The 26,272-nt window shown below is 42.2% G+C and carries 24 protein-coding genes; 9 read left to right on the top strand and 15 right to left on the bottom strand.

What is annotated here, in order from left to right; all coding sequences use genetic code 11:
• Nucleotides 1-31: 31 nt before the first annotated feature.
• Nucleotides 32-547: an isopentenyl-diphosphate Delta-isomerase gene (idi, locus tag QQL36_RS22010; protein WP_083726122.1), complete on the bottom strand. Its 516-nt coding sequence runs from the start codon at nucleotides 545-547 to the stop codon at nucleotides 32-34.
• 290 nt (nucleotides 548-837) lie between these two features.
• Between idi and QQL36_RS22005 the strand changes: the two genes are divergently transcribed.
• The 4 genes from QQL36_RS22005 (at nucleotide 838) to QQL36_RS21990 (ending at nucleotide 4,328) form a co-directional block, all read left to right on the top strand.
• A complete protein-coding gene (locus QQL36_RS22005; RefSeq protein ID WP_083726120.1) occupies nucleotides 838-1,317 on the top strand; it encodes a GAF domain-containing protein in 480 nt (159 codons plus the stop codon).
• Between the two features lie 9 nt (nucleotides 1,318-1,326).
• The gene (locus QQL36_RS22000) at nucleotides 1,327-2,088 is read left to right on the top strand and encodes a tyrosine-protein phosphatase (RefSeq protein WP_083726118.1); all 762 of its coding nucleotides are present in this window, start codon (nucleotides 1,327-1,329) and stop codon (nucleotides 2,086-2,088) included.
• A gap of 22 nt (nucleotides 2,089-2,110) precedes the next feature.
• Nucleotides 2,111-3,430, top strand: coding sequence for a nucleotide sugar dehydrogenase (locus QQL36_RS21995; RefSeq protein ID WP_321566788.1), 1,320 nt, complete (start codon nucleotides 2,111-2,113; stop codon nucleotides 3,428-3,430).
• Nucleotides 3,431-3,653: 223 nt separating this feature from the next.
• The gene (locus QQL36_RS21990; protein ID WP_143708969.1) at nucleotides 3,654-4,328 is read left to right on the top strand and encodes a response regulator transcription factor; all 675 of its coding nucleotides are present in this window, start codon (nucleotides 3,654-3,656) and stop codon (nucleotides 4,326-4,328) included.
• Between the two features lie 3 nt (nucleotides 4,329-4,331).
• Here the strand turns inward: QQL36_RS21990 and QQL36_RS21985 are convergent, their stop codons facing one another.
• Nucleotides 4,332-5,837: a sigma-54 interaction domain-containing protein gene (locus QQL36_RS21985; protein WP_321566787.1), complete on the bottom strand. Its 1,506-nt coding sequence runs from the start codon at nucleotides 5,835-5,837 to the stop codon at nucleotides 4,332-4,334.
• Between the two features lie 480 nt (nucleotides 5,838-6,317).
• Between QQL36_RS21985 and QQL36_RS21980 the strand changes: the two genes are divergently transcribed.
• Nucleotides 6,318-7,292, top strand: a complete 975-nt coding sequence (locus tag QQL36_RS21980; protein WP_321566786.1) for a GNAT family N-acetyltransferase — start codon at nucleotides 6,318-6,320, stop codon at nucleotides 7,290-7,292.
• A gap of 758 nt (nucleotides 7,293-8,050) precedes the next feature.
• Here the strand turns inward: QQL36_RS21980 and QQL36_RS21975 are convergent.
• From QQL36_RS21975 to QQL36_RS21965, 3 genes are all read right to left on the bottom strand, one after another.
• Nucleotides 8,051-8,452 carry a hypothetical protein gene (locus QQL36_RS21975; RefSeq protein ID WP_321566785.1) on the bottom strand — a complete coding sequence of 134 codons (402 nt, stop codon included), beginning with the start codon at nucleotides 8,450-8,452 and terminating at the stop codon, nucleotides 8,051-8,053.
• A 678-nt stretch (nucleotides 8,453-9,130) separates the two neighbouring features.
• The gene (locus QQL36_RS21970) at nucleotides 9,131-9,664 is read right to left on the bottom strand and encodes a hypothetical protein (protein WP_321566784.1); all 534 of its coding nucleotides are present in this window, start codon (nucleotides 9,662-9,664) and stop codon (nucleotides 9,131-9,133) included.
• Between the two features lie 303 nt (nucleotides 9,665-9,967).
• Complete coding sequence (locus QQL36_RS21965) at nucleotides 9,968-10,696, bottom strand: group II intron maturase-specific domain-containing protein (RefSeq protein ID WP_321566783.1); 729 nt, start codon at nucleotides 10,694-10,696, stop codon at nucleotides 9,968-9,970.
• A 56-nt stretch (nucleotides 10,697-10,752) separates the two neighbouring features.
• On the opposite strand from QQL36_RS21965, the gene QQL36_RS21960 reads away from it, so the two are divergent.
• Entirely contained in the window at nucleotides 10,753-12,213 is a 1,461-nt protein-coding gene (locus QQL36_RS21960) for an IS1182 family transposase (RefSeq protein WP_321566782.1), read from the top strand.
• Between the two features lie 82 nt (nucleotides 12,214-12,295).
• On the opposite strand, the gene QQL36_RS21955 is transcribed toward QQL36_RS21960, so the two are convergent.
• The 3 genes from QQL36_RS21955 to QQL36_RS21945 form a co-directional block, all read right to left on the bottom strand.
• On the bottom strand, nucleotides 12,296-12,898 hold the full coding sequence (locus tag QQL36_RS21955) for a reverse transcriptase domain-containing protein (protein ID WP_321566781.1): 603 nt from the start codon (nucleotides 12,896-12,898) through the stop codon (nucleotides 12,296-12,298).
• A 571-nt stretch (nucleotides 12,899-13,469) separates the two neighbouring features.
• Entirely contained in the window at nucleotides 13,470-13,763 is a 294-nt protein-coding gene (locus QQL36_RS21950) for a hypothetical protein (protein ID WP_321566780.1), read from the bottom strand.
• Between the two features lie 275 nt (nucleotides 13,764-14,038).
• Nucleotides 14,039-15,610 carry an IS5 family transposase gene (locus QQL36_RS21945; protein WP_321566779.1) on the bottom strand — a complete coding sequence of 524 codons (1,572 nt, stop codon included), beginning with the start codon at nucleotides 15,608-15,610 and terminating at the stop codon, nucleotides 14,039-14,041.
• Nucleotides 15,611-16,134: 524 nt separating this feature from the next.
• On the opposite strand from QQL36_RS21945, the gene QQL36_RS21940 reads away from it, so the two are divergent.
• The gene (locus QQL36_RS21940; RefSeq protein WP_415751035.1) at nucleotides 16,135-17,319 is read left to right on the top strand and encodes an MBOAT family O-acyltransferase; all 1,185 of its coding nucleotides are present in this window, start codon (nucleotides 16,135-16,137) and stop codon (nucleotides 17,317-17,319) included.
• Nucleotides 17,320-17,502: 183 nt separating this feature from the next.
• Nucleotides 17,503-18,165 (top strand): hypothetical protein, encoded by a 663-nt coding sequence (locus tag QQL36_RS21935; protein WP_321566777.1) that lies wholly within the window; start codon nucleotides 17,503-17,505, stop codon nucleotides 18,163-18,165.
• Here the strand turns inward: QQL36_RS21935 and QQL36_RS21930 are convergent.
• Nucleotides 18,154-19,728: a gliding motility-associated C-terminal domain-containing protein gene (locus QQL36_RS21930; RefSeq protein WP_321566776.1), complete on the bottom strand. Its 1,575-nt coding sequence runs from the start codon at nucleotides 19,726-19,728 to the stop codon at nucleotides 18,154-18,156. The genes QQL36_RS21935 and QQL36_RS21930 overlap by 12 nt on opposite strands.
• A gap of 211 nt (nucleotides 19,729-19,939) precedes the next feature.
• Here QQL36_RS21930 and QQL36_RS21925 point away from each other — a divergent pair, with 211 nt between their 5' ends.
• Nucleotides 19,940-20,902, top strand: a complete 963-nt coding sequence (locus tag QQL36_RS21925; protein ID WP_321566775.1) for a FimB/Mfa2 family fimbrial subunit — start codon at nucleotides 19,940-19,942, stop codon at nucleotides 20,900-20,902.
• 16 nt (nucleotides 20,903-20,918) lie between these two features.
• Here the strand turns inward: QQL36_RS21925 and QQL36_RS21920 are convergent, their stop codons facing one another.
• From QQL36_RS21920 to QQL36_RS21895, 6 genes are read right to left on the bottom strand one after another with little or no spacing between them, the layout of a single operon-like run.
• The gene (locus QQL36_RS21920; RefSeq protein WP_321566774.1) at nucleotides 20,919-21,458 is read right to left on the bottom strand and encodes a hypothetical protein; all 540 of its coding nucleotides are present in this window, start codon (nucleotides 21,456-21,458) and stop codon (nucleotides 20,919-20,921) included.
• Nucleotides 21,455-22,396, bottom strand: coding sequence for a glycosyltransferase family 4 protein (locus QQL36_RS21915; protein WP_321566773.1), 942 nt, complete (start codon nucleotides 22,394-22,396; stop codon nucleotides 21,455-21,457). The genes QQL36_RS21920 and QQL36_RS21915 overlap by 4 nt, the downstream gene beginning before the upstream one ends.
• 3 nt (nucleotides 22,397-22,399) lie before the next feature.
• On the bottom strand, nucleotides 22,400-23,293 hold the full coding sequence (locus QQL36_RS21910) for an NAD-dependent epimerase/dehydratase family protein (protein ID WP_321566772.1): 894 nt from the start codon (nucleotides 23,291-23,293) through the stop codon (nucleotides 22,400-22,402).
• A gap of 11 nt (nucleotides 23,294-23,304) precedes the next feature.
• Nucleotides 23,305-24,417 (bottom strand): GDP-mannose 4,6-dehydratase, encoded by a 1,113-nt coding sequence (gene gmd / locus QQL36_RS21905; RefSeq protein ID WP_321566771.1) that lies wholly within the window; start codon nucleotides 24,415-24,417, stop codon nucleotides 23,305-23,307.
• A gap of 24 nt (nucleotides 24,418-24,441) precedes the next feature.
• The gene (locus QQL36_RS21900) at nucleotides 24,442-25,188 is read right to left on the bottom strand and encodes a glycosyltransferase family 2 protein (protein ID WP_321566770.1); all 747 of its coding nucleotides are present in this window, start codon (nucleotides 25,186-25,188) and stop codon (nucleotides 24,442-24,444) included.
• A gap of 1 nt (nucleotide 25,189) precedes the next feature.
• A complete protein-coding gene (locus QQL36_RS21895; protein WP_321566769.1) occupies nucleotides 25,190-26,269 on the bottom strand; it encodes a glycosyltransferase family 4 protein in 1,080 nt (359 codons plus the stop codon).
• Between the last annotated feature and the right edge of the window lie 3 nt (nucleotides 26,270-26,272).

The following is a 26,272-nucleotide window of genomic DNA, read 5'->3' as shown; positions in this document are numbered from 1 at the left end:
TCCATTGCTCTCTTACTGCATTTTGACAACCTTATTTGCCCAGATGCTCAATAACTTTTGGAAAAGCCAGCTTAAACCAGCTGGTAAACTGTGCGGGTTGTTCCTGCAACAACCGGGTTATTGTTTCTACGGATATAAACCGATGGTCGTTTACTTCCTGTGGGTTCGGGTTAATTGTACCGTTATATGTCCCCATGAGTACATGGTCATACTCATGCTCAATCAGACCATTATCAAAATCTGTACGGTAGGTAAACTGAAACAATTCGGACAACGGGCAGTCGAAGCCCATTTCTTCTGTTAATCGTCTGTGGGCTGCCTGTGTAACTGTTTCTCCTGGCATAGGATGGCTACAGCATGCGTTGGTCCATAATCCACCTGAATGATACTTATCAAGTGCACGCTGATGTAACAGCATGTCTCCGGCATCGTTCCTGATAAATACAGAAAACGCCCTATGTAATAGTCCTTTCCGATGTGCTTCCATCTTCTCCATTACCCCCGTCACTTCATCCTGTTCGTTAACTAGAATTACCTGTGCTTCCATAATCGTAACAAATATACTAAAACCCGGTTGGCATTATAAACAACTGGCAATTTGAATGCTGAATGACAAGCATCATGCTTGTGGCGGCGAATGAATGGTTCTCATGTTTGTTGTCTTTTAAAAGGTTCTGTTTGCGTGGGATTTTCAATAGGTGCACCGTTAATGGAAGAACGGGCTGTCAGGCTAAAAATACGCCCTGAATATACGACATTTATTTGTTCATTTTATCTTTTAACTACGGTAGTGGCTGGTCTGGCCCATATCCCCGGTTTACCTTATATTTGCACCTTATGGCAGAAGATTTAAGCATTGTACAAGGAGACAAAATAGCCCAATACCAATCTATCATTCCGCAAATCAAGGCGCTGATCGAAGGTGAACCCGATCTCGTGGCGAACCTCGCTAATACAGTAGCTGCCCTGAAAGAACAATTTAACTGGTTTTGGGTTGGATTTTATCTGATAAAAGGAGATGAACTGGTACTTGGCCCCTTCCAGGGTCCTGTAGCCTGCACCCGCATTAAAAAAGGACGTGGCGTATGTGGCGCCAGCTGGGCACAGTCCGCTACCCTCATTGTTCCTGACGTTGAAAAATTCCCGGGGCATATTGCCTGCTCGAGTCTCTCGCGATCCGAAATCGTATTACCCATCATCCGACGTGGCGAAGTGATCGGCGTACTGGATGTAGATAGCGAACACCTGTCACATTTTGACGAAACAGACCAACAATACCTGGAGGAAATAATCTCCGGCCTGAACTTTGAGGAATAATTTACCATTATGTTTTTCTTCCGTAAAAAATCTGAAAATGTCGAGACGAACCTGCCTTTCCTGGCAGGTATTGGCACTGATATTCATTCACACCTGTTACCCGCCGTGGACGACGGTTCGCAAGACCTCGACACGTCCATAGAATTTATTGAAACCTTACATTCACTCGGTATTCAGCATGTGATAACGACCCCTCACTGTATGATGGATCGTTATCCAAACTCGGTCGAAACCCTGAGAAAACCTTACCAACAGGTAAAAAAAGCACTGGCTGAAAAAAATATTCCGGTGCAGTTTCACCATGCAGCAGAATACTACATGGATGAATTTTTTGAAGACCTGATGAAGGCTCCGCTCATGACACTGGATGGTGAACTGGTGCTGGTGGAAATCTCATTTATGAGTGCTCCGCCCCAATTGCATCAATGGCTCTTTGAACTCGCCGCACAAGGCTATCGCCCGGTAATGGCACACCCTGAAAGATATAATTACTACCATACGCAGCTGGAAGAATACAAAGTATTCAAGCAAAGAGGTTGTCTGCTGCAGGTAAACCTGCTCTCCCTGACCGGTTATTACGGCAGGCATATACAGAAAGCTGCGGAATGGCTGATTGAAAATAAATTGATTGACTTTATCGGGACCGATTTGCATCATAGCAAGCATCTACACGCAATTAAATCAATTGCGAAAGATAAAAAACTGGTGAAATTGCTGGAAACTTATGCATTCAAAAATAATACAATACAAATAGTACCACAATCTATCTAATTATTTAATCCTTACTTCAATTATGCAGCCCGTTGTACAGCAACACGTACCAGAAAACAGCCGCATCGCCATCATTGGCCTCGGCTATGTCGGCTTACCCCTTGCCATAGAATTTGCGAAAAAGTACCCCGTACTGGGCTTTGACATCAATTCAGATCGTGTAAAGGAATTAAGCAAAGGACAGGACAGAACCAAAGAAGCAAACCTGGATGAATTAAAGCAGGTGATCCAGGACCGAAAAAAAGAAGGTGCTCCCACAGGACTCACATTTTCTTCCGACAAGAAAGATTTGTCACAATACAATGTTTTTATTGTCACAGTCCCTACCCCCATCGATGAATTTAAGTCCCCCGATCTCAAGCCACTTCTCAGTGCATCTTCCATGCTTGGCAGTATTTTGAAAGCAGGCGATGTAGTCATCTACGAATCTACAGTATACCCCGGCTGTACAGAAGAAGATTGCGTACCTGTACTGGAAAAAACATCTGGTCTTGTATTTAACAAAGATTTCTTCGCAGGCTATTCACCGGAAAGGATCAATCCGGGTGACAAAGTTAACACTCTTACAAAAATTCGTAAAGTCACCAGTGGTTCTACCCCTGAAATAGCTATTTATGTAGATGCATTGTACGCAAGCATTATTACCGCCGGTACACACAAAGCTCCAAGTATCAAGGTAGCAGAAGCTTCGAAAGCGATTGAGAATGCACAACGCGACATCAACATTTCATTTGTAAATGAACTGGCCCTCATCTTTGACAAGGTAGGTATCGATACCAACGATGTAATAGAAGCTGCCGGTACAAAATGGAATTTCTTAAAATATAAACCAGGATTGGTGGGAGGTCACTGTATTGGGGTGGATCCTTACTACCTGGCGCACAAAGCAGAAGCTCTCGGTTATCACCCGCAGGTCATCCTATCCGGCCGCAGGGTGAATGACCATATGGGGCACTTTGTAGCGAACAAGATTGTAAAACTTATGATCGAAAAAGATCATAAGATCAAGGGGTCAAAAATTCTGATCATGGGTATTACATTCAAGGAAAATTGTCCGGACGTGCGCAATACCAGGGTTGTGGATATTTATCATGAATTAATTGATTTCGGTCTGGATGTGACGATCTATGATCCATGGGCAGATCCGGAAGAAGTAAAACATGAATATGGTCTTGACATCGTTACTTCATTGAATGAAAATGAAATTTACGATGGCATTATCATAGCCGTTGCACACAAAGAATTTTTAACTTTCGATTTCAAAAAGTACAAACGCAATAATGGCGTAATTTTCGATACCAAAGCCTGCATTGACCGAAATCTGGTTGACTGCCGGTTATAATGCATTATATCTCATTTATCTCAAACGCTTCTGCTCACCGCAGAAGCGTTTTTCTTAAGATTTTTTCAATATCTTTACAGAGGTCTCGCACTCAAAAAACCCCATATCTTTTCTGTAAAGCCTCCCTAAGATTGTTATTATTCTATTCCGATCCTAAACCATTAATTAGATTCAACAACGATTGATTATTCTCATATCAACCGTATGGGAAAAACCATATACCATGAACGCACCTAACAACGACCCTGGGCTTAATTACGCTACCCAGCGAATACTCTTAGTTACCGCCGATGCAGGCATGGCCCGGAAAATCCGGCAATTGCTTACGGAGCAATACACCCTTCTTAGCACCAGTTCTATTACGGAAGGTATAGGATTGGCTCATCAACATCATCCCGATCTCATTCTCTGCGATGCCATAGTGCAGGACGCCACAGGGTATCAGTTCCTGATTACACTCAGAAATGATTCAGTGCTGAAGCCTATACCTTTTATTCTCTTTTCCCGTCCGAATATGCCCGCAAATATGCGCAAAGGCATGAACCTCGGTGCAGATGATTATCTCGTAGCACCTTTTACCGGCGAGGAATTACTTAAAAGTATCCACTCCCGTATCAGCAGGTTTCATCACATCAGGGATACGCGAAATTATATAAAGGAAAATGTGATGCTACCCGAAGTAAGCACACTCGCCATCAATGACAGGCTGAGTAAAACAGAGGCTAAAATACTAAGCATGATTGCCAGAGGTATGAGCAGCAGGGACATCGCATCTTATAAATGCATCAGTGTCAGGACCGTCGATAATCACCGGCATAATATCACCAAGAAATTACAGTTGTCAGGCCCTAACGCGCTCGTGAAGTTTGCCATCGGTTACGCAGGCGCTATGAGATGACACTTATCGTAATACATGCTTTTTTACAATACCCAGTTTTTTCATCCTGGCCTCCAGGGTAGTGGGTTTAATATCCAGCATTGCTGCTGCGCCCTGCGGGCCTCTGATCTTACCATTGCATTGTTGCAAGGCCTGGATAATCACTGCTTTTTCGGTATCTGCCAATGTGGAAGCGGGTGGTGAAGTATCTGACGATGCCGCCACCTCTCTGCTGAGTGGCGGTGTGATCATAATATATAAGTCAGTGGAAGCAATGACCGCCCTCTCTACCAGGTTTTCCAGTTCCCGGATATTGCCCGGCCAGCGGTAACTGACCAGCGCATCTATACAGGCAGGGTTGATGCCCCTGATTTTTTTCTCATATCGCAGGGCGGCACTGCCGGCAAAGTGCTGGAGCAAAACAGGGATGTCATCTATCCGCTCACGGAGTGGTGGTAAGTGAATAGGGAATACACACAAACGATAATACAGATCTTCCCTGAACCGGCCATTTGCCACTTCTTCTTCAAGGTTTTTATTGGTAGCTGCGACAATGCGAACATCTACTTTGATGATATTGTTGCCGCCCAGACGCTCGATTTCTTTTTCCTGCAAGGCGCGTAATAATTTCGCCTGCAATTCCAGTGGCAACTCTCCTATTTCATCCAAAAATAAAGTGCTTTTATCAGCGAGTTCAAACTTGCCGATCCGGCGTTGCAATGCACCTGTAAATGCTCCTTTTTCATGACCGAATAATTCCGATTCGATCAGTTGAGGGGGCAATGCGGCACAATTGACCTTTATCATAATATTGTTTTTCCTTGGCGAAGCGTTGTGAATGGCAGCAGCGAATAACTCCTTCCCGGTACCAGTTTCGCCGGTTAACAATACGGTCGCACTTGTAGGCGCAACCTGAGACACTAAATGTAATGCAGGTTGCAATGCCTTCCCGCCTATCATCCCTGAATTATTCACGACCGGTGGCAACGCCCCAGTCACCTTTTGCCGGTATTCTTCTGCCAGTTGTAACAATAATACCTGCAGACATGCAGCGGCAAATAACCCTGCAGATCTGTTCACTACAGATTGCACGGCTGATGAAAATGTATTACTGGTTTCAGAGAGTAAACAAAGAAATCCTAAATTTTTATCTTGATATTGTAAAGAATGTATCAGGGCCTCTTTTACACCGCTTTTAAATAAAGTGGTCTGGAAAGCATCTCTACGATCTGGGGTATGCAGCTCCAAAATATTGGAGGTAAGATTGGATAGATACATAGGAAGGACCTTATCCGGAAAACCCGGAAATACAAAAGTATTGTCAGCATGTAACCACCAGCAGGTGATCATACCGTCCGCATCGGCCATGCCGATCAAAATCGAAATTGTGTGTAAATACGGCCTGAGTACAGACTGTATAAACGCCATTAATTCCGCTTCACTATTAATCCCTTTCACAGCATCATGATCCGGTTGTGTACCCGTGGTTTCCCTGGGAACCAACCATTCTAACAACCCGAATAGCTCCATATTCCCAACTTTCGTTAACAGATGGCCTGTTTGTGACCGTTCACGAACAGGCGAGACTCCAACATTTTGGACATGCAGTTGGATAACTCCAATATATTGGAGCCAGCATGGTTGTGAGAATTACACTATGTAATTGATTCACAGATAATTAATCTAATGGCATAGACCTTGAGTCTTTATGGGTCACTTAGGTGGAAAATTGTTGGAGGATTGTATTCACCTTATGGTTTGGTGATATTCATGATTGGGGAATTACTCCTCTCCAGTTGGTTTCTCATAGGGATAGTAAAATTATTTTCTATCTCAGGGGCTGTTTTTTACAAAAACAGTACCATACTGTTGTGTTCCGCCAGGTGTTTGATCGGCCCAGAACCAACCATTTGCTAAAACTCATATTTTTTCACCTCATTTAATGGCGTAATCGTTGCTTTTGCTTATTGATTTTTTTTTACATGCTTTATTGAAAAACTAGTAGAGAATATGTCTTTTATTACTGTGTCCATTTATGACAATACCCGGTGGGATCGTTACATCCGAAACGCCCATACATTTGACTTTAACCATACCTGGTATTATCACAGTACATTTCCGGGCGAACCTGTTTTATTGGTCTATGAAGAACGTGATGACTATATCGCGTTGCCTGTGGTAATGAATAGCAGCACTGAAGGTATAAGGTACATCAGTGGGTTTGCAGGTCCTCTGGCCAGCCGGAATTTTGCGGTGCTGGACAATGGCGTACAGGAGCGATTTGAAATTGCGTTTTTACAGTACCTCAAAGAACAGCAGATCTCAGAGTCGAGTATCCTGCTGCATCCCCTCATTCACGCCGCCTTTAAGCCGTTGCGCACAGGGCGCCTGCAACAGCATGCCGATAGCCTGTTGATAGACCTGTCGCTTTCTCCAGGTATGCAGGAAGCAAATTATGGCGAAAACTTCGGCAACAATGTATCACTACTCCGGCGAAAGGGATATACGGTAAGGCAGGCGACATCGATTCACGACGTGGATACATTTGCAGACATTTATTATAGAAATAGTATGCACCTGCAATCAGGAAGCGCTCATTTTGATAAAGCGTGGTTCAGACAGATACTCAGACCTAGTGGTTTTGAAAGCACATTATTACTGGCATGTCAGGGTACGCAGGTGGCAGCAGGGGTATTACTCACGTTTTGTAATGACATGATGCAGTTGCATCTGGCCGCTACACATGAGCAATACTTACAACATGCACCATTGCACTTGTTATTGGCAGAAGCAGGTGGGTTGGGGAAAACTGCAGGCATGCAGTACTTTCATCTGGGAGGTATGGGGCGTAAGGCAGATGTGCTATTTGCAAGCAAAGCAATAACATCAGAGACCTACCCGGGATTTAAGACATGGCATGTTCCTGTACAGCAGATCCAGAATTCCTTAAAGAATTACCGGCAACAGCTTTCAATAGCAGTATAAGAATTTACATTGGAAAACCAGGTTTGACCAAACCTTTTGAGTGTGTATTTTAGGGCCCTCCTCTGGGGGGCTTTTTTGATTGGGAGAATTTAGGGCAAAAAAAAACGGCCAACCATGAATGGAAAGCCGGTCTTTCATCCATTGTTTGTTAACCCCAGTTACCGAATTCCTTTGTTTCAGATCAAGTAGCTGGGGCTACCCTTGCAATGTTTGTTATGCAATATTAATGCATTACTCGATACGATTTTGTTAACCCTTGGTTAACGAGAAATTATTCTTTTATTATTTTTGCCATTCGTTCATTTCCATCCCACTTTAATGGGATATTGCAGAGTTCCTTATCCAGCATCATTTTCACACCTCTTCCCTATCCTGCTGCATCTGTACGCACACACTAGGATATATATACGATTCCCCCCGGATACCGGTGACTACAACTAAATACATACCGTGATTTCTGCAGAAATCTTCCCGTTATCTCACTGTTTATCTGATCGTTGATAAAATATAGTGCAGTTTGAACAATTCTGTATTACCAATAAGTCTAGCTATACGTATGTACTATTTTTCTTTCACAACCTATACTATATGAAATAATTCTACCTGCCGGTATTTTGGCAGATCGTGCTCTTCCCGGATAGCAGGGTTTACTCCCAGCACTTCCATGTGCAGGCATTTGATCAGGGAATGGCATTAAAATAAAATAACCCGGATGAAGAATCGTCCGGGGGGCTTCATTCCTATATTACTTACTAACCTTATACTATGAAATCTACTACTGTTTCATTGTCTGCCAGGTCTGTCGCAACTACATTGACCTTGCTGCCATTTACGGCATGATTGGCCGCAGTCGTGGTGTACTGCCAGCAAAATTTATAAAATTTCACGGTCTGACCGGTTTCTACCAGTGTACCATCGGCTATTACAATGCTTACCTCTACACTCGCTACCTCTACTACATCTTTTACATGCAGTGGCAGCTTATCGCCGATTTCCCCTTTGTAGTTCAATGCCTTCAGCTCTTTCATTTCAGGAGGATTGATCGCATCCTTTACTGCCAGATTATATGCGGAAGCTGTTCTTGAACCATCTGCCCCTGCCTGGTATAATGCTTTCTTTTCCGGATCTGCCATCGCACCGGTAGCATAGCCAACAGCCATTGCAAAACGGTCTCTGATAGCTTACTGCTGTTCACTGTTTTTTTGTGAATATGTCCCTATCTTCTTTATAGTTCCCTGTTTACGGATGGTAGGGTCATCTGTTTCCCGATAGATCCGGATTGATTTGCCATGAAAATGTTCTTACTTGCGTTTGCCATGTTTAATTTTTTTTAAATAAACAATGCACTGACAACCGGGTGAAGCAACAGGTACCGCGCACTCCATTGCTGATAAAAAATCAAAAAACATCATATCTCTCTGTACTTCGCCCTTGTGATGAAATGGAGGAAACAAAAGGACAATCCTGTACTCAGAATTACGGCCAAAGAGATATATCAGGGAATACCCGCATTGGCGCGACTTCACCTTCAGGCGTTATCAGTTTACGGCTGTACGACAAATTCTGGCATGGGTGTTACGGGATGAGACAGAAACGGCAGCTTTGAATACTGATCTTCAAAAAGGATTGTTGGTAATGGGTAGTGCAAATATTGGTAAGACCCGGCTGATGTGGCTCATTAGCAGATTAAAAGTCGATAATGAGCCAAAGCTTTTTAAGATGATCAATTGTGCAAATCTCAGTGATCAGTATGCATCATAGGCAGACATGCATTGCTGCCTATGATGCATACTTCCTGTTGTTTTGATGGACTGGGCCGGGAAATGCCTGCAGGGCATTTATCCCACATCAATTCCATTAGCAGCAACTTCTGTTGCAGATGGAATACCGGGTAAATGCTGATGTACATCTATATATTTCGACACCTCATTCAGGTATGGTAATTCATAATCTTTGTGAAATACAAAATCCGCCCAACCCGTTTGTGTAACCTGTAATTTCTTTGCACCAATAGTCTCATTTACAGCCAGCTTATAAGTACTTGTAGTAGTTGTTCCGATGCCTACATCTCCTGTCGCATCTATCCGCATACGCTCCGTACCGTTACTGGTCAGGAAAGAAATAAAACCACCGGTTACACCTGTTCCCTTATTGAAAACAATACCGCTATTCATATAGCCTGCAATCTTATGGACCAGCCCAAACAAGGGAGCACTATTGGTATTGTTATAGGTACCATTAGAAGTACCATTGCCAAACGCCTGTCTGCCAAGCATGCTGGCAGTGGTATCATCTATTGTCGTAGCCACATCCAGCGTAACACGCGGTGTCAGCGAACCTAAGGCCAGGCGGCCGGTCAGCGTCGCATTCAAAGTATCGGCTAGAATAACTGTGTCTAAATTGGTTTTTATAAGCTATAGAAGAGACCACAGTAGCTGTCGTTGCCAGAAAGTCGTCTACAATCGTCCAACCCGTATAATTGGCGGCCACATCCTCTGATTGTCCCATGGAAAATGCACGAACATAGACTCTTGGCGAATATGGTTTATCATCGATCCATAATGCCACCTTTCCATCTTCATTGGCAATAATCGATCGAGTAGACGGCCGTGAGCCATGAGCTCACGGTACGCCTCTCACACCACTGTACGTACCGACCGGTATACAGCGGTTTATTAGAATAAAGATGTTTGCCTCCCTATTATCCTCTGGTATGTTTCGTAAAATCCTACATAGCCTTTCTTTTGATAATAGCTATTTGATAATGCCATATTAACCAGACGTTGCCTTGCCATATGAGTGTATCCTTTACCACTATATGCATAATAATAGGCTTCCGGGCCTTTTATACCTAATTGCCGAAGATTTCTCAGTCTAGTTTTACCATGCTTCCATTGTTTCCATGAGCATGTTCTAAGTCTGGCTCGAACATGGGCATCCAGAGCCAACATCTTTTCTTTTACGCCTTCTGCTATTTTAAAGTAATTTACCCATCCGTTAATTAATGACATTAGTTTTTCTATTCGGCTTTCCTCTGACATTCCATTACTCCGTCCGGTAATCTCGTTACATTTGGATTTTACACGCGATATGCTTTTATTCGATATACGTGTTTTCCATTTTCTTTTTACCTGGTAAAATGAAAATCCAAGTAACGTACTGTCAAATGGATTCGTGATCCTCGTCTTTTCTTTGTTCACTTTCAGTTTTAGCGTTTCTTCAATGTATAATGTAATACTTTGCATTACTCGCTTAGCTGCCGTTTCACTGGACAAGTATAAACTTATATCATCTGCGAACCGTACGAAGCAATGGCCTCTTCTCTCCAATTCCTTGTCCAGATCATCTAGAATGATGTTTGAATGAATTGGACTAAAAGGGCTGCCCTGAAGTGGCTGTTGCACAACTAAAATGTCAGCCCTTACCTTTTTTTCCTTGCATGCTTTTATTAAATTGGAGTATGCAAGGAAAAAAAAGTTATCAGGAGAAACTATTCATGCAATTCAGTCTTTCTGATCATATACCGGAAGACAATTTCTACAGGCGGCTTAAAAGCACATTAGACTTTTCATATTTATATCGTTCTACCTCAAAGTATTATGGCAAAGAGGGTCAAAAAAGCATCGACCCTATAGTTTTCATGAAGTTAATGTTGGTAGGCTATCTTGAAAATCAGGTTAGTGATAGACGTATAATTGCTACTTCTCGTATGCGTTTGGACATACTTTATTTCCTGGGGTATGATATAGACGAGGAGCTTCCCTGGCATTCTACCCTTAGCCGTACCCGGCAGCTTTATGGAGAAGATGAATTTCTTATTTTGTTTAAACAGGTATTAAAACAATGCATAGATAATGGCTTGGTTTCAGGTAGAAGGCAGGCCGTAGATAGCGTATTCGTCAAAGCTAATGCTGCTATGTCCAGCATGGTTGAACGTGATATCTTGGCGGATGCCGGTATCTACGCGCAGGAGCTAAAAGCTGCTGAAGAAAATATGGCCGGTACTCCTGCTGTTTCAAAAGATGAAAAAATAAAAAACACACAGGCTGTCGCTACTGTCAAAGCTACCAACAAGACACATGTAAGTAAGTCTGATCCTGATGCAGGAATGTCGGTAAAACCAGGCAAGATCACCAAGCTAAATTATTTAAGCCAGGTAAGTGTGGATACAGCCAGCCATGTAATAACCAACATTCAGGCCTTCCATGCAGATAAAGGGGACAGTCAATGTTTTAAGCAGGTGTTAGATAATACTATTAAAAACCTGAAAAAAAATGGACTAACCATATCTGAAATCCTTGCAGACACTGCATATAGCAGTGGTAATGTTTTAGAGGCATTAGCTGCCAATAATATAGAAGGCTATATTCCCAATCCATGCGGATACAGAATAGAACGAGAGGGATTTATTTACGAAAAGGAACATGATAGATACTGCTGTCCACAAGGCGCTTATCTTACGCTAAGGCGTATCAGAACTGACAGAGGCAGACCCCTTAAAATATATAGAAGCAGTGTAAAGGATTGCAGGCAATGTCCTTTGGCAAAAAGTTGTACAGGTTCTACTGGGATCAAGAGTATAGAAGATTCAGTCAGTAAAGCGCTTAACGACCAGATGCACCAACGGATGCAATCCAAAAAAGGTAGAAGAATGGCAAGGCTTCGAGGTAGCACTGTAGAACCTGTGTTAGGTACGCTGATTAATTTTGCCGGGATGAAACAGGTTTATACTAAAGGAATTAAACTGGCAAACAAATGTATGATTATGGCCTCTATTGCTTATAACCTGAAAAAGTTAATGAAGGTTATGGCTCATCCCCGCATCAAAGCACCTGTTTTACAACAAAAAAGCAAGCAATTGCTCCGTTTTCCCTTTACTAGTGCGAAATACTCATTTATTGACTCATACACTGCTCAATAGTAGACCCTATTGGTAATAGCATCTTTTTTACTGCCTTGCCCATAAAAAGAAGGCTCAATAACCTCTTCCCTAATAGGGCAGGTTATTGAGCCTTTAAATTAAGGTTGTACAACAGCCACTGAAGCGTACCCTCTGTTCTTTGTGTAAATACCCCGTCCGTTAGAATACCACTGTTCAGGTAATGACGTATCAGACTTAAGGTCCGCTTATCACTGACCTGCCTGGAGAGTAAACTTATGAGACGATCATGGTTTACACGATCAAAGAAATTTGCCAGGTCCAATTCTACTACCCATTCCTTGCCTTCATGTAAATGGACCAATCCTGCCTGAACTGCCTGATGAGCACTCCGGCCTGGACGAAAACCATAACTTGACTTGGAGAATATCGGTTCGTAGAACTGACTCAACCATTGACTGATGGCCTGTTGTATCAGTCTGTCTTTCACACAGGGGATACCAAGTTGTCTGGTGCCTCCATTGGGTTTAGGAATGGATACGGATTTTACCGGCAGGGGCTTGTATTCCCCCGACAATATAGAATGACGCAATACCTGATAGCTGGTATTGAGGTAGTCACGAAGTTCATCGGTCTGCATACCATCAATACCAGCGCTTCCTCCATTGGCAATAACATGCCGGAGGGCTTTCTCAAGATTGCGTCTGTCTAATATTGTTTCCAGCATCTTACTAAAAAAAAATCTCGTACAGGAGAATTCATTGCTATTCCATAATTAGGCTAAACTCTGGTTACCCTTATCATAGGTACTGCCCGTCTTCAGGTAATCAGTTCGCTTAAGGTGGCTGTTTTCATCGCTTTCATTATAGAATATTGCAGGTCTTTCTCTTATTTTAACATGCAGCCCTTCAGTCAAAAAAAAAATTGACCTAATATGGCCTTTGCTGACTTCTGTGAACGCCTCAATACATCTCTATAAGAGTTTGCCGCGCGGGGAAGCGCTTCTCCCTCTGCCAACGCATTCACAGATCTCTCAGGGTAAGCCTGTCCGCTTTCAGTTCATGTAGCCTCTGAATTTACGTTGCATTGATCTGTACAGTATGGGGCTTTTGTTTCTTTAGCAACATCCCCCTCAACGCGCCGCCTTTTATCCAGTTTCTGTTCGTAGGCTCGAACTTTTGCCGCTGGCTTCTTTCAGATTCCATCTCACGATGGACACCCTTGCCTTGAGCTAACACTTCCTACTGTAAAGCGTGTTTGGGACTTGCACCCTACAGCTGACAGGCATGCCTGACACACTAAATAGGTGGCGTATATGCACCACTGCTACTGATATTGGAAGAATAAATTCTGTCTTTATAAATATAGTAACTGATCTTCAGATCTATCAACTGCGCCGAACCGAATACATACCCCTCGAGCATGATAGTTCGCATATGCGTATCATTCGTAAAAGGTAAGTTTGTTTTAATCTTTAAACCTTTCGGAAGCGTGTAGTTATTATAATAAGCCGCCATATTATCATTATAAATTTGTGCCTTCAGGGGCAATGAAGCTATCACAAGGGATAAACAAAATAAAAATTTCTTCATACTATTAATTTAACTTTTAAAAGGTGGTCTGGATTTTTACACTTTTGATAGTTGGAAGGCAATCCCTCATTATAGCATTGAGCATGCTGTGACACAAACAATAGGCATAAGTATAATAATCGTGATTGCATCATTCAATAAGGGGATTGAATATTAGTACGAACATTCGCAGCCATCATTAGGTATAGCAGATATCAATAAAATACTGGTAAAATTTTGGGGCAATTGGTAACTAGGGTCTGCTGAATAAGTTATCCGATCAATTATATTTCATTTTAACACCTGGCTATTTCCCCTTTCTGACGTCTCATATATCGGGGTATAAATTGTGCATCGGGGCTATTTACCATTATGGTCAAATAGCCCTCTGTTACCAGCCAGTAATAGATTTGGAGTGCTGACAACAAAGAACCAGCTGCCAGTTTAAGCAGATTCATGACAAAGTATATAGACATCACCCAACTCTCAGCCGTATCCTTTAGACGGGCCTTGATCTTACCCAGGCCATATGCATTTTTTCCTTGTCCAAACTTCCCTTCAATCGCATTTCGTTCTGGCATCTCCTTTTGTAATAATCGCTTTTGCTGCTTACTCTCCGGTGATGGTCGACCCAATGGCTTGCCAACATAACGGATCCCTTTTTCCTTCATGAATCGTCTGTTTTCACGTGTGCCGAACAACTGATCTGCCAATACACGCTCAGGATAGCAACCAAACAAGCGTTTATATGTTTCCAGGCTGGCTATCAGCAATCCACCTTCATTGTAATTGTCCCAACTCAGCTTTTCTATATGTGTGTAACCATCTTTCAACATCACCAGTTGCTTGCTCCCAAACTCTGTTGATACACGGTCTTTACCTCTAGGCATTGGACGTACATGCGGTTGATAGATACTTACAATCCTATCCGACATTTTTTGTTCTCTTTTCTTATACATCTCTGCCTGCTGACGATACATTTCCTGAATCACTTGTATTAAGGTCCAGTCCTTCATTTTCAACGTCTCCTTAAAAGTAGCATCTGATTCTATCAGCCAATTGATATACTTTAAATCACGCTTAACATATTGTAGTTGCTGCCGGATACCTCTGCGTATATCTCTTTTGCTCTTGTTTTTCTTTTTGGCAATATTCAGATATTGCTTCCTGGCTATCTTCCTATACATCCGCGGCATTACCAGTTCCGCCGCCTGACATCCCCGCTCTATCATCCCTTCCAATTGACGGCGTCCTTCATTCAGTAATTTGATATCTGTTGGATATTCGATCTGTTGCTCTGACACAGTCGCATCTAACATCACTGTTCCTGATAGCGCTTCAGGTGGCTTTTCTTTTACACTGTTCATATGATCCTGCGAGCAATCGTTATTTCTATCCCCTCCATTCTCATCCTGATCACTATTTCCTTCGGTATTCGCTACCTTCTCTTCATTCACTTTAGTTAATCCCGCTTCCTGCAAAATAATCTCATTCAATCTGGACATAACTTCTATGCCTAACCGTTTTCTAATACTTACCATCAACGATGCATCAAAGGGAGCCTCCTGTTGAAAACTGCTTAAGCCTACAAAATATTGCAGATATATATTTTCCGTGATTTGCTCTACTACCTCCCGATCATCTATGTTCAGTATATGTTTGATGATCACCGCACCAATCACCATCCTGGCACTCAATGTTGGAGCTCCAAAATCTGCCCGCATCTTTTTATAATACACCTCCGCCAGTTTATCCCACGGAATCTTTGCAGCCAGTATAACCCATCGATTGCTAGTTGATAATTGCTGCGAGAAGGGTGTAGAAAATCCGTCTAATGTTAACTGTTTTGAAGGAGTGTAACGTATCATTGCTGCATGGTTTTGGAGATGAATCACTCAATATATAAGCACTTCTGTAGCAAATAATAAGCCATATAATATTGATTAACAATATCTTAATACTTATTCAGCAGACCCTAACTAAAGGGATATCGCCATTTTTGTCGCTAAATAACTAAACCATGTTAAAGAATACAAAATAAATTTTAACCACTTGAAAAAATTCTACAAAATCACATCCGCAGATAGCAAGCATTACTAATTACTGTAATTCAACCCATTAAGTAATACACAAAAGAAAATTTTAACTTTTATTTAACAGTCGTGAAAGTAATTTCGACGCATGATCTATGCCTAATAAATTATATTCATATTAAAATTTCATGGTTTTTAATTCTATCAACTTTCTATATTTCATACTGATATTTTTCCCATTATACTTTCTACTATCCAGGAAACTCAAACTTCAGAATTACCTTATTCTGCTAGCTAGTCTTTTCTTTTATGCCTGTTGGGATTATCGTTTTCTCACACTGCTCCTTGCAAATGTCTGCATGGACTATTACTTTGGTATAGCCATTTATAACGCGCAGGATCCAGGAAGCAAAAAACGGCTGCTCAACACTGCCGTTATTATGAACATTGGCATTCTCTTCTTCTTTAAATATTTCAATTTCTTTATTCAGTCATTTAATGATTTCACCCATATACAATTGAGTTCATTAAATATTCTATTGCCCATCGGCATCTCATTTTACACCTTTCACTCGTTATCGTACACCATCGATATCTATCACAATAAACTGGCGCCTACACGCGATTTTGTTGCCTACGCCTCATTTGTGACTTTCTTCCCGCAGCTTGTAGCCGGCCCTATTTCCCGCGCAAAGGATATGCTGCCAAAGCTCACCACTAAGCGGGAAATAGATGCTGAACGTATGAGCAGTGGCCTCTCCCAAATCACTCAGGGCTTTTTTAAGAAAATGGTCATTGCCGATACCATCGCAACTTTTGTGGACCCGGTTTTTAATAACCTCCCTATGGTATCCGACCTTAGCATATTACTCGCCGTTATCTTCTATTCTTTCCAGATCTATTGCGACTTCTCAGGATATACTGACATCGCACAGGGACTAGGCAGGATCTTCGGTATCGAACTAAAGGTAAACTTCAACAGACCTTACTTTTCCAAAAATTTCAGTGAGTTTTGGGAACGCTGGCATATCTCGCTTTCCAGCTGGCTCAGGGATTATTTATACATTCCTTTGGGTGGTAATCGCAAAGGCACCGTACGTACCTATATCAACTTATTTATTACCATGCTCCTGGGCGGGTTGTGGCATGGTGCCAGCTATAACTTTATTATCTGGGGGGCTCTCCATGGTATCTACCTCATTATACAGCGACTATTCAAATTTAAACTTCCAGGCCTGATTGCCATCTTTATTACCTTTGGCATTACAACCCTGACCTGGATCTTCTTTCGTGCACAAACACTGCACGACGCTATGTATATCCTACAGCGGATTTTTACCCTGCACAATAAACAACTCACCAGCGTATTTACAGTGATCAAACTGTTTTATCTCACTGGCACGCTACTGGTCCTTGATCTGCTAATTGTCAATTACTTTGAAAAAGTGAACAGAAAGGCACTCATCATCAACATCGTTCTGCTGGTGCACATCTTACTGTTCTCCACTTTTTCAGGTAATTCCTTTATTTATTTCCAATTCTAATATATGTTGCTCTTTATAAAACGTCTTTGTATATTGCTTTTACTCACGATGGTAACACAGATAGGTGTTTATGTCGCACTTAAAACAATACTTGATCACAAATCTGAGTTTAGGCTTTCTCGATATTTCAGACACCCTCTGCATCAGATTTATATTCTAGGTAATTCCCGTGCGGTCAACTCTGTGAACGAACAGTATGCTACCCAATCCAGGCACGCCGACCTGATCAACCTGGGCTTTAATGGTATGAATTATCAAACCATTAAAGCATTAATCAATGATATTAATGCGAAACAGAGCAACGCTAACTTATTAATTGAAATTACCAGTCTGCTGGAAGATAAAGAAGATGACAACTATGCTTACTATATGGGGAACTCTCCATTCATGCATGTACAATATAAAAACACGAAATACGAATATCTGCATCTGATGCGACTCAACAACGAGTTATTTCTCAGGAATATTTATTATCTCAGAAAGTCAGATGCAGACTGGGTCAATAAATACACCATTTCCGAAAATCTCATTGAAGAAACCAGAACACTGGCTCTCAATGATACTACACTCGGTAACCGGCCATTGCTGATAGAGCGTATGCAAAATATTGTTGCAACCTGCAATCAACACAACAATAAGGCGGTATTCTTTCTGGCTCCGTACTATCCGGAATACCTGAAAAAACTTACGCAATATCCTGCATTGATCGATACAATTCAATCACTACATACATTCACTTTCCATGACCTGAACACCCTGCAAATTCCAACAAACGGCTTTTCTGACAGGATACACACTAATGTAACTTCATCTTTACAGATCTCGGATTACCTGCTATCGCACTAACACCAGAGTACCGTGTTGCTTCATGTCCTGGCCTTTACTATCCGTATAGGTCATGACATACAGGTAAGCACCCGGGTCCTGGTAAACACCCTTAAAAGTGCCGTCCCATCCATTATCCGGGTTCCTGCTCTCAAATATCTGTTGTCCCCAACGGCCGAATACCCGCATGCTGAAATTAGTCACGTAATCATTTACCGCTGCCCGGAATACATCATTCACGCCATCTCCATTTGGACTGAAAGCTGTTGGTACATATACCGCACACACCCTTCCTCCTTTAGTTATTTCAAAATCCTCAATCACCTGACATTGGTGCCTGTCTGCTACCGAATAAGAGTAATTACCCGGTGACAGTTTTTTTAACACACTATCAGATTGTGCATTTATATAACCTGGTACACTATATATGTAGGGAGCCGTTCCTCCTTCGGCAGTAATCACCAGTTTGCCATCCTGGGCACCGGCACAGGATTCCGACGTTAAGGTCAGGCTCTTTATGACCAGGGCTTCCGGTTCTTTCAGATCTATGTTGTCTATCACAGCTGTACAGCCACCCGCATCCGTTACTTTTACCTTATATGTACCTGCTGCCAGATGAGAAAATACCGAATCTGCATGATCGGTTGCAGCATCATTCAGGTGATATGCATATGGTAATACACCTCCTCTGGTAGCCACGTAAATAATACCGTCATCTACCCCATTACAACTCACATGATGTATGTTCACTTTTCCCGACAGTTCTGATGCCTGTACATTTACCATTCCATACGTAGTGGTTTTTTTTTTCAATCCCCTCACTGTCACGTGATACACTCCATTTTTCACCCCAATCAATCTGCTACAGGTATCACCAGTACTCCATAAATAAGCGTACTCGTCATCAGTGTTCTTCACCTTTGCCACAGCTACACCATTATCTCCATTGCATGAATTCTCTGAAGACAATGATAATTGTATTACCTCCCTGATATCCGAGAAATGGTCAACTAATACTCCAGCGATATTTTTAACAGAATCTCCAGGCTGTTTATATGCAGTGACTATAAGGTAGTTATACGCTTTGGAAGGTGTAAATACCGCCTGGTATTGCTTCCAGTCGGTATGCGTAAATATACCTGAACTCCATAACAATTCTTCCCGCTTGCCAAATTCACTACTACCATAAATAGCAAAACCACCATATGTAATGGTCCATGAATACCTGGCTGTGTATGCCAAATCAAATGACAACGAGTAACTCTTGCCCGAATCGAGCGGATGTGATAATAATTGGGTAATACCCTCCTGGATGTAAGTAGTTGCTACCATACCTACATATGTATCACCATCTGATGCGGACATTGAAACTCCATACACACCAGGCTGTATATCAGGAGTTTCCTCAATGATAGACCATTCCGGAGGTACTGCTCTTTCTAATCCCGCTGTGCCTTCTAATGAAGGGTTTTTTAATGATATGATTTGTGCTTTCACATGGCTTGTGGACAATATGAACAACCATAAGATTATGATCCTATAGTGGACGATTGCTTCACTACCAGTCAGTTGTAAGGCTTTCATAGGACTCTAAATATTTACCTTAACTCATAGGATAGAAAAACGGGAAACAACCAGTTATTATTTTATCAAATATAAATTTTTTATTCTATAAACTGCAATGTGTAACAATAAATTATTTAAAAGGTTATTTTTTTTTTTTGAGTATTAAATAGGAATTTTAACTTCTTAATCAAGTATCACCCCCTATCAATCATTTTATATACTCCAAAAAATGAAAAACATCCTCCTAGGCAGTGCGATGATTTCAGTCATACTTTTCGCCTGCAAAAAAGACAACTTCACTACACAACCCAACAAAGACCAAAAGTTTCCTGTCCGGATCGCTATCGAAAGATTTACACAAACATCCGAAGACTTTGATGGCAGGAAGAAATCATCTACCAATGCAAAAGATGCGGCAGATTCACTTGCTGATTACATTCAGCATCTTTATTATCTCGTGTATAACAACAGCAATACACTGGTCAAACGCATTAACCAAACCACAGCCGATAGTAGTTTTGGCCTGATACAGGATTCCCTGGCAGCCGGCCACTATACTATTGCCCTCGTAGGTTCCAAAAATGAAACCTACATTGGAGGAGATCCCCTTTTCCATTTTCAGGATGAACTGGCATTCTTTGATTTTCCGGGTGGAGATGTCTTCTATAAAAAAACAGGTATTGATGTTACTGATTCCATCGCTATTGCCGTGAACATGGACAGGGTGGTATCCAAACTGAAAGTTCAGATACAGGATGCTATCCCTACCAGTGTAAAGAATATTTCTATCCAGCCTACCACCTACCCATTACCTCCGGAAGGTGTCAATGCCGGAATAGCGAACAATATCTTACTATACAGCGGTACCAGCTCCGCCTTTTCAGGTGGTGCAGGTTTTTATTCTCCTTACTACTTCCCTGTACCGGATTCTCTCCATGGCACTACCAATCTGGCGATTGAAATGTATGTACTGATCCTTAGCCCGGCCACTATTTCAGTCATTATCAGATCGCTGGATGCCAGCTATGGAACAATCACTGAAAAAGATGTGACACAGGTAAATATTCAATCCGGCAAAAAAACAGTACTGAAAGGGAATCTCTTCTCCGACCTGCCCGGCGAAGGTAAGGGTGTTCATGTAGGACTCAATGATCCTGGGTGGAGTAATGATAGTACGCTTGTCAATTTCTAAGTATAAAAAAGGCTCCTCACGGAGCCTTTTCAAATATCGTATTTGGAAGTACCTCTGTCCATGCCGGCACATGCACATTGCGCATTACTACTGCTCCCGGTCCAATCAGCGCTCCCTCGCCAACTGTAGCGCCGCCACCAATATAACAGCCCGGACCCAGATGGACAAAATCACCAATTACAGCATCATGATCTACCTTACTACCTATATTTAATATACATTGCTTACCGATCTTTACATTAGCCTGTACGATAGCACCAGCCAATATCACCGTACCAGCACCCGGTACCAGCGAAGGTGAACATACGGCTGCCTGATGCACGAATACAATCGCAACAGGATGTACCCGCTCCGCTATTTCCTTACGCGTTGCATTATGACCAATCGCTATGATCAGAGGTAATGTACCTGTTTCATAAGGAGTGATCTTTACCCCATTGAACGTTCCCTCCGCATTATCTGAAAATGCAGCACACAGCGTCCATTCATTCATCGTTGCCAGTTCCGCCACTACCCGTGCATGCCCACCTGTGCCATATAACTGGTATTCTCTCATACTGTTGCTGGTTTCATTAATTTAGGTTTCAATGCTACATACATAATCACCAATGGAATGATCACTCCCGCAAAACTCAGCACACTTCCATTGAATATTACAATCACACATACAATCGCCTGCAATACTGCATACAAAGTACTTACATACAAATGAGGAATCTTCCTGTCATTTGCCAGTATCTGGTAAAAATGTAAACGATGTGCTTTGAAAATATTTTGTTTAAGGTACAAACGATGTATGATGGTCAATATCGTATCTACCCCGTAAATAGCCAGGAACAGGACATACGTATAGTTCCCCGTCTGAATGATCAGTTGTAGCAACAAACCAGCTATCCAGAATGCGATCGTCACACTTCCCACGTCTCCTGCAAAACATTTCGCTTTCTTCCTGAAGTTAAATACAAGAAATACCACACTGGCAATAGCCGGATACCAGATCATATCCTCACCCACAAAATGTACCTGTGACACATTTACATACTGCAAAAATAACAATACCACCAGGCTATATAAACCGGTTATACCATTAATGCCATCCATAAAATTATAGGCATTAATAATGCCGATCACCAACACATACAGGCAGATCACCCATACAAGATGAAACGTAAAAACCGCCAGAAAATAAAATAACAGGCTTACCGCAGCTATATGAAACACAATACGGATCCTGTTGCTCAGCGTAAATACATCGTCCAGAAAACTAATCACACCAATCGTCATCAACCCTGCCACAAAGGGCCAGTAGGTTGCAAAATCATCGATCAGCAAGGCCAGTCCAGCAAATAAATAAATAACGCCTCCCCCTCTAATAGTGACATCTTTGTGCGAACTTCTCTCGTTGGGCTTATCGATAATATTAAAATGATCCGCTACCTTAAAATATATTAAGATCAGCAGGAACAATGAAATGGCTAATACCAAATAACTCATCTGTTAAATTTTGAATTCATCTAATACCCTGCGGGGGCGCCAGCCCAGCTCTTTTTGCGCTTTGCTGTCGTCAAAGGTAAGTGTTGATATGATCTTACCCAGTTTCAGGGAATTGATCGGTGATTTATTACCCGCCAGGTCACCTATGCGGCCTAGCATTCTGGCCATCCACAATGGGATCGCCAATGGGAGTCCCTTTCCTGTCTGCGCTGCAATCAATGCTTCTAATTCAGGAAAGGTAGGATGATAGCTGTCCGTGAGGTTATAAATTCCACCTACCTCGCTCATACGGGGAATAATGGTGGCCACATCTGCCGCCATCACCACACTTTTCCGGGCATTTACACCCTTTATACTCAGGTATCGGCCTGTTTTGATGCCATTGATCATCGCCCCTAGGTTACCAGGAGGATTTGGCCCTGCTATAAGCGGCAGCCGCACAATAGACAGGGTCACACCATTCACCTTGCACCACTCTGCCAAAAACGCTTCTGCCTGTACTTTACTTTGGGCATATGCCGTAGTGCCAGCTAAGGGATGCGTTTCACTGATAGCTGCTCCTGCCTCTACCCCATAGACCGCTACGGTACTGATAAAAACAAAGCGTGCCGGCGGTTTTCCGCTGGCACTCAGTGATTGACACAATCTTACAGTTCCCTCATAATTTACCTGAAAAAATGCCGCCTTTTCTTCCTCTGTTTTAGGTACTGAATGTGCCTTGCCTGCACAATGTACCACCAGTGAATAAGCGTGCTGCGTACTGAATCTTTCTTTCGAAAGATCGCAGACGATATCATTCAGTGCATCTCTGCCCAGTGTATGTACAAGGTCTGACTTTGCCAGTTCTTCCCTGATAATTTTTCCAAGAAAGCCACTGGCCCCGGTTAATAAAATCATATGAAATTGTACTATTCGTATTGATTCATGATCTCAAAACCATGTTCTTTCAGTAACTTCTCTTTCTTAAACAGGCTGATATCTGCTTCGACCATTTCTTCTACCAGCATATCCAGGTCGTACTTTGGCGTCCATCCCAGTTTGGTCTGTGCCTTGGTAGGATCGCCGATCAGCAGCTCTACTTCTGTAGGACGGAAATAACGTGGATCTACACATACGATTTCCTGACCAATTTCCAGATTGGTATCCTTATTGTGCAACGTTTTTACCACACCAATTTCGTTCACCCCTTCACCTGAGAATTCCACTTCAATACCTGCTACTGCAAATGCTTTCTTTACGAAGTCTCTCACAGTAGTGGTTACACCTGTAGCTATTACAAAATCTTCCGGCTGCTCCTGTTGCAATATTCGCCACATTGCTTCTACATAGTCTTTCGCATGACCCCAGTCTCGTTTTGCATCCAGGTTCCCCAGGTATAGCTTTTCTGCCAGCCCCATAGAAATACGGGCTACGCTGCGGGTAATTTTCCTTGTCACGAAGGTCTCTCCTCTCAGCGGACTTTCATGATTAAACAGGATACCATTGCAGGCATACATACCATATGCTTCCCTGTAGTTCACCGTGATCCAGAAGGCATACATCTTAGCTACTGCATAAGGGCTACGTGGATAGAACGGTGTACGTTCTGACTGTGGCACTTCCTGCACCAGACCATACAACTCAGAAGTAGAAGCCTGGTAAATCTTTGTTTTCTTAGTCAGTCCAAGGAGTCTTACTGCTTCCAGGATCCTTAGGGTGCCAATGCCATCTGCATTGGCAGTATATTCAGGAGTATCAAAGCTCACTTTTACATGAGACATAGCGCCCAGGTTATATATTTCATCAGGTTGTACATCTTGTATAATCCTGATCAGATTGGTCGAATCTGTGAGGTCACCATAATGCAGGATAAAATTTCTGTTTTGCTCATGAGGGTCCTGGTAAAGATGGTCGATCCTGTCAGTATTCAAAAGAGAACTTCTTCTTTTGATACCATGTACAATGTAATTCTTGCTTAACAGTAATTCTGCCAGGTATGCACCATCCTGACCGGTAATCCCTGTAATGAGTGCTACTTTCATTTTCTAAATTGATTTTAAAAATTGTTATACCAACTGCTTCAGTTTCTTCGCTACCCTGTATGCGTACAGCAATGCAGGTACAGGTAGCTTGTTCATCTTCCAGGCCTGCATAATCTCGCGATTGCCCAGCATAATGTTTTTAATACTCCGGGTACTTTCTCCGCCCATGCGCATTTTTACAATTGTCTTATCTAAAAAATAAGGCTTGTAATTATTCACACGGAAGGCCCTGAGCATGAACTCGTAGTCAGATGATATTTTGAAATTGGGGTAATAAGTGCCTATATTATCATACACAGCTTTGCGCACAAACAGTCCCGGATGCGGAGGTACTTCTCCCCTTTCGAAAAAGTTTTTGCCATACTGTTTGGTCCTCCAGGTACGCACCACTTTATCAAAGTCGTTCTCCCTGAAGTAAACGATATTGCCATACACTGCATCTACATCATGATTCTCTTTGAACACCTGCATTATATTGCTGATGGTATGGGTATCGTAATAAATATCGTCCGAATTTAATATACCAACTACCTCGCCGGTAGTCATTTCGATGCCTCTGTTCATGGCATCATAAATACCCTTGTCTCTTTCAGAAGAAATTTTGGCAATCCGGTCTTTATACCTATTCACCACTTCCATGGTATTATCTTTCGAGCCGCCATCTTTTACGATATATTCGATATCGGGATAGTCTTGTGACAGGACAGACTCAATGGCCTGATCAATATACCTTTCGTTGTTATACACAACGGTTATAATACTCACTTTCATATTATAGAGAGAATATACGTTTCAAATTTTGTTGGTGCGATTGCCTGGAAAAATGAGTCTGGTAGCGTTGTCGCAACATGGCAGACAATCCTGCTTTATCTTCATACCTTTTAAATCGTTCGATACAATCTTTCAGGGAGGCTTCATTCTTTGGCTCGCAATAAAAAGAATAATCATCACCTAACAGTTCATTCACATATCCTACACTAGTGGTGATCACCGGCAATCCTACACTCATTGCTTCCAGCAATACAAGCGGCATGCCTTCGTTATGAGAGGGGAAAATAAATACATCTGCAGCTGACAAGGCTTTGAATTTCTGATCACCAGTAATTGCCGGGTGTAATTTAATATGCGCCTGTCCGGCTATACCTGCTGTGAGCACTTCCCAGTAAGCTGGCTGAGTCACATTGCCATAGCAATCCAGGTAATAACTTGCTGCCGGCAGCTGGCAAAATACACGCGTCAGTTCACCCACACCTTTCTCCTCAATGTAATTCGCAATATAGATACAGCGTAAAACCTGCTGCTGCTCTTTGTGCACCTTGCTCACCCCATCCTGTTCAATCGTATTGAACAACACTACTTTCCTATCAGCAGCAACAGGAAAACCTTCCTGTTGCTGAGCTGATAATAAAATAAACCGGTCCGTCATACGCTGCACCTTACTGAAAAAAAAGCGGTTCAGCTTCGACGTATGGAACCGGTTAAAATCACTTCTATGAATATGCAGGTAAGTTTTACCTGCAGGGTTCGCTCTTCTATACAAAGACAGCGCCACATAATTCTTTATAATGCCCAATGACGAAAAATACAATACGCCATAAAAACAATCATACGCTTTGCGGGCGAGTGCCTTCTGCAATTCCTTAATCGCACCCAGGAAAACGAAACTTTTATTTAGTGAAAAACGCCCATGATATTTCAGATCTGCAAATTCCTCTATTATTTCAATATTGAAATCTTCCTGCAGCATGCCCAGATTGATACCACTGGAAATACTGGCTCCATGGATTGTTTTGGGGGGCATTTCACCAAAAAAAATCAAACTTTTCTTTTCCTGTAATGGATCTATATGCATGTC

This window comes from Chitinophaga sp. LS1 (genome assembly GCF_034274695.1).
GTDB lineage: Bacteria > Bacteroidota > Bacteroidia > Chitinophagales > Chitinophagaceae > Chitinophaga.
This window is presented reverse-complemented; position numbering and strand designations above follow the sequence as displayed.

What these genes read in the sequence shown, in the direction of transcription:
- QQL36_RS21980 (WP_321566786.1), top strand. Translation starts at nt 6,318, where the DNA reads ATGTCTTTTATTACTGTGTCCATTTATGACAATACCCGGTGGGATCGT.
- QQL36_RS21895 (WP_321566769.1), bottom strand. Translation starts at nt 26,269, where the DNA reads ATGCATATAGATCCATTACAGGAAAAGAAAAGTTTGATTTTTTTTGGT.
- QQL36_RS21945 (WP_321566779.1), bottom strand. Translation starts at nt 15,610, where the DNA reads ATGATACGTTACACTCCTTCAAAACAGTTAACATTAGACGGATTTTCT.
- QQL36_RS21990 (WP_143708969.1), top strand. Translation starts at nt 3,654, where the DNA reads ATGAACGCACCTAACAACGACCCTGGGCTTAATTACGCTACCCAGCGA.
- QQL36_RS21950 (WP_321566780.1), bottom strand. Translation starts at nt 13,763, where the DNA reads ATGAAGAAATTTTTATTTTGTTTATCCCTTGTGATAGCTTCATTGCCC.
- QQL36_RS21985 (WP_321566787.1), bottom strand. Translation starts at nt 5,837, where the DNA reads ATGGAGCTATTCGGGTTGTTAGAATGGTTGGTTCCCAGGGAAACCACG.
- gmd (WP_321566771.1), bottom strand. Translation starts at nt 24,417, where the DNA reads ATGAAAGTAGCACTCATTACAGGGATTACCGGTCAGGATGGTGCATAC.
- QQL36_RS21900 (WP_321566770.1), bottom strand. Translation starts at nt 25,188, where the DNA reads ATGAAAGTGAGTATTATAACCGTTGTGTATAACAACGAAAGGTATATT.
- QQL36_RS21995 (WP_321566788.1), top strand. Translation starts at nt 2,111, where the DNA reads ATGCAGCCCGTTGTACAGCAACACGTACCAGAAAACAGCCGCATCGCC.
- QQL36_RS21960 (WP_321566782.1), top strand. Translation starts at nt 10,753, where the DNA reads ATGCAAGGAAAAAAAAGTTATCAGGAGAAACTATTCATGCAATTCAGT.
- QQL36_RS21915 (WP_321566773.1), bottom strand. Translation starts at nt 22,396, where the DNA reads ATGAGTTATTTGGTATTAGCCATTTCATTGTTCCTGCTGATCTTAATA.
- QQL36_RS21930 (WP_321566776.1), bottom strand. Translation starts at nt 19,728, where the DNA reads ATGAAAGCCTTACAACTGACTGGTAGTGAAGCAATCGTCCACTATAGG.
- QQL36_RS22005 (WP_083726120.1), top strand. Translation starts at nt 838, where the DNA reads ATGGCAGAAGATTTAAGCATTGTACAAGGAGACAAAATAGCCCAATAC.
- QQL36_RS21940 (WP_415751035.1), top strand. Translation starts at nt 16,135, where the DNA reads ATGGACTATTACTTTGGTATAGCCATTTATAACGCGCAGGATCCAGGA.
- QQL36_RS21975 (WP_321566785.1), bottom strand. Translation starts at nt 8,452, where the DNA reads ATGGCTGTTGGCTATGCTACCGGTGCGATGGCAGATCCGGAAAAGAAA.
- QQL36_RS22000 (WP_083726118.1), top strand. Translation starts at nt 1,327, where the DNA reads ATGTTTTTCTTCCGTAAAAAATCTGAAAATGTCGAGACGAACCTGCCT.
- QQL36_RS21925 (WP_321566775.1), top strand. Translation starts at nt 19,940, where the DNA reads ATGAAAAACATCCTCCTAGGCAGTGCGATGATTTCAGTCATACTTTTC.
- idi (WP_083726122.1), bottom strand. Translation starts at nt 547, where the DNA reads ATGGAAGCACAGGTAATTCTAGTTAACGAACAGGATGAAGTGACGGGG.
- QQL36_RS21910 (WP_321566772.1), bottom strand. Translation starts at nt 23,293, where the DNA reads ATGATTTTATTAACCGGGGCCAGTGGCTTTCTTGGAAAAATTATCAGG.
- QQL36_RS21955 (WP_321566781.1), bottom strand. Translation starts at nt 12,898, where the DNA reads ATGCTGGAAACAATATTAGACAGACGCAATCTTGAGAAAGCCCTCCGG.
- QQL36_RS21920 (WP_321566774.1), bottom strand. Translation starts at nt 21,458, where the DNA reads ATGAGAGAATACCAGTTATATGGCACAGGTGGGCATGCACGGGTAGTG.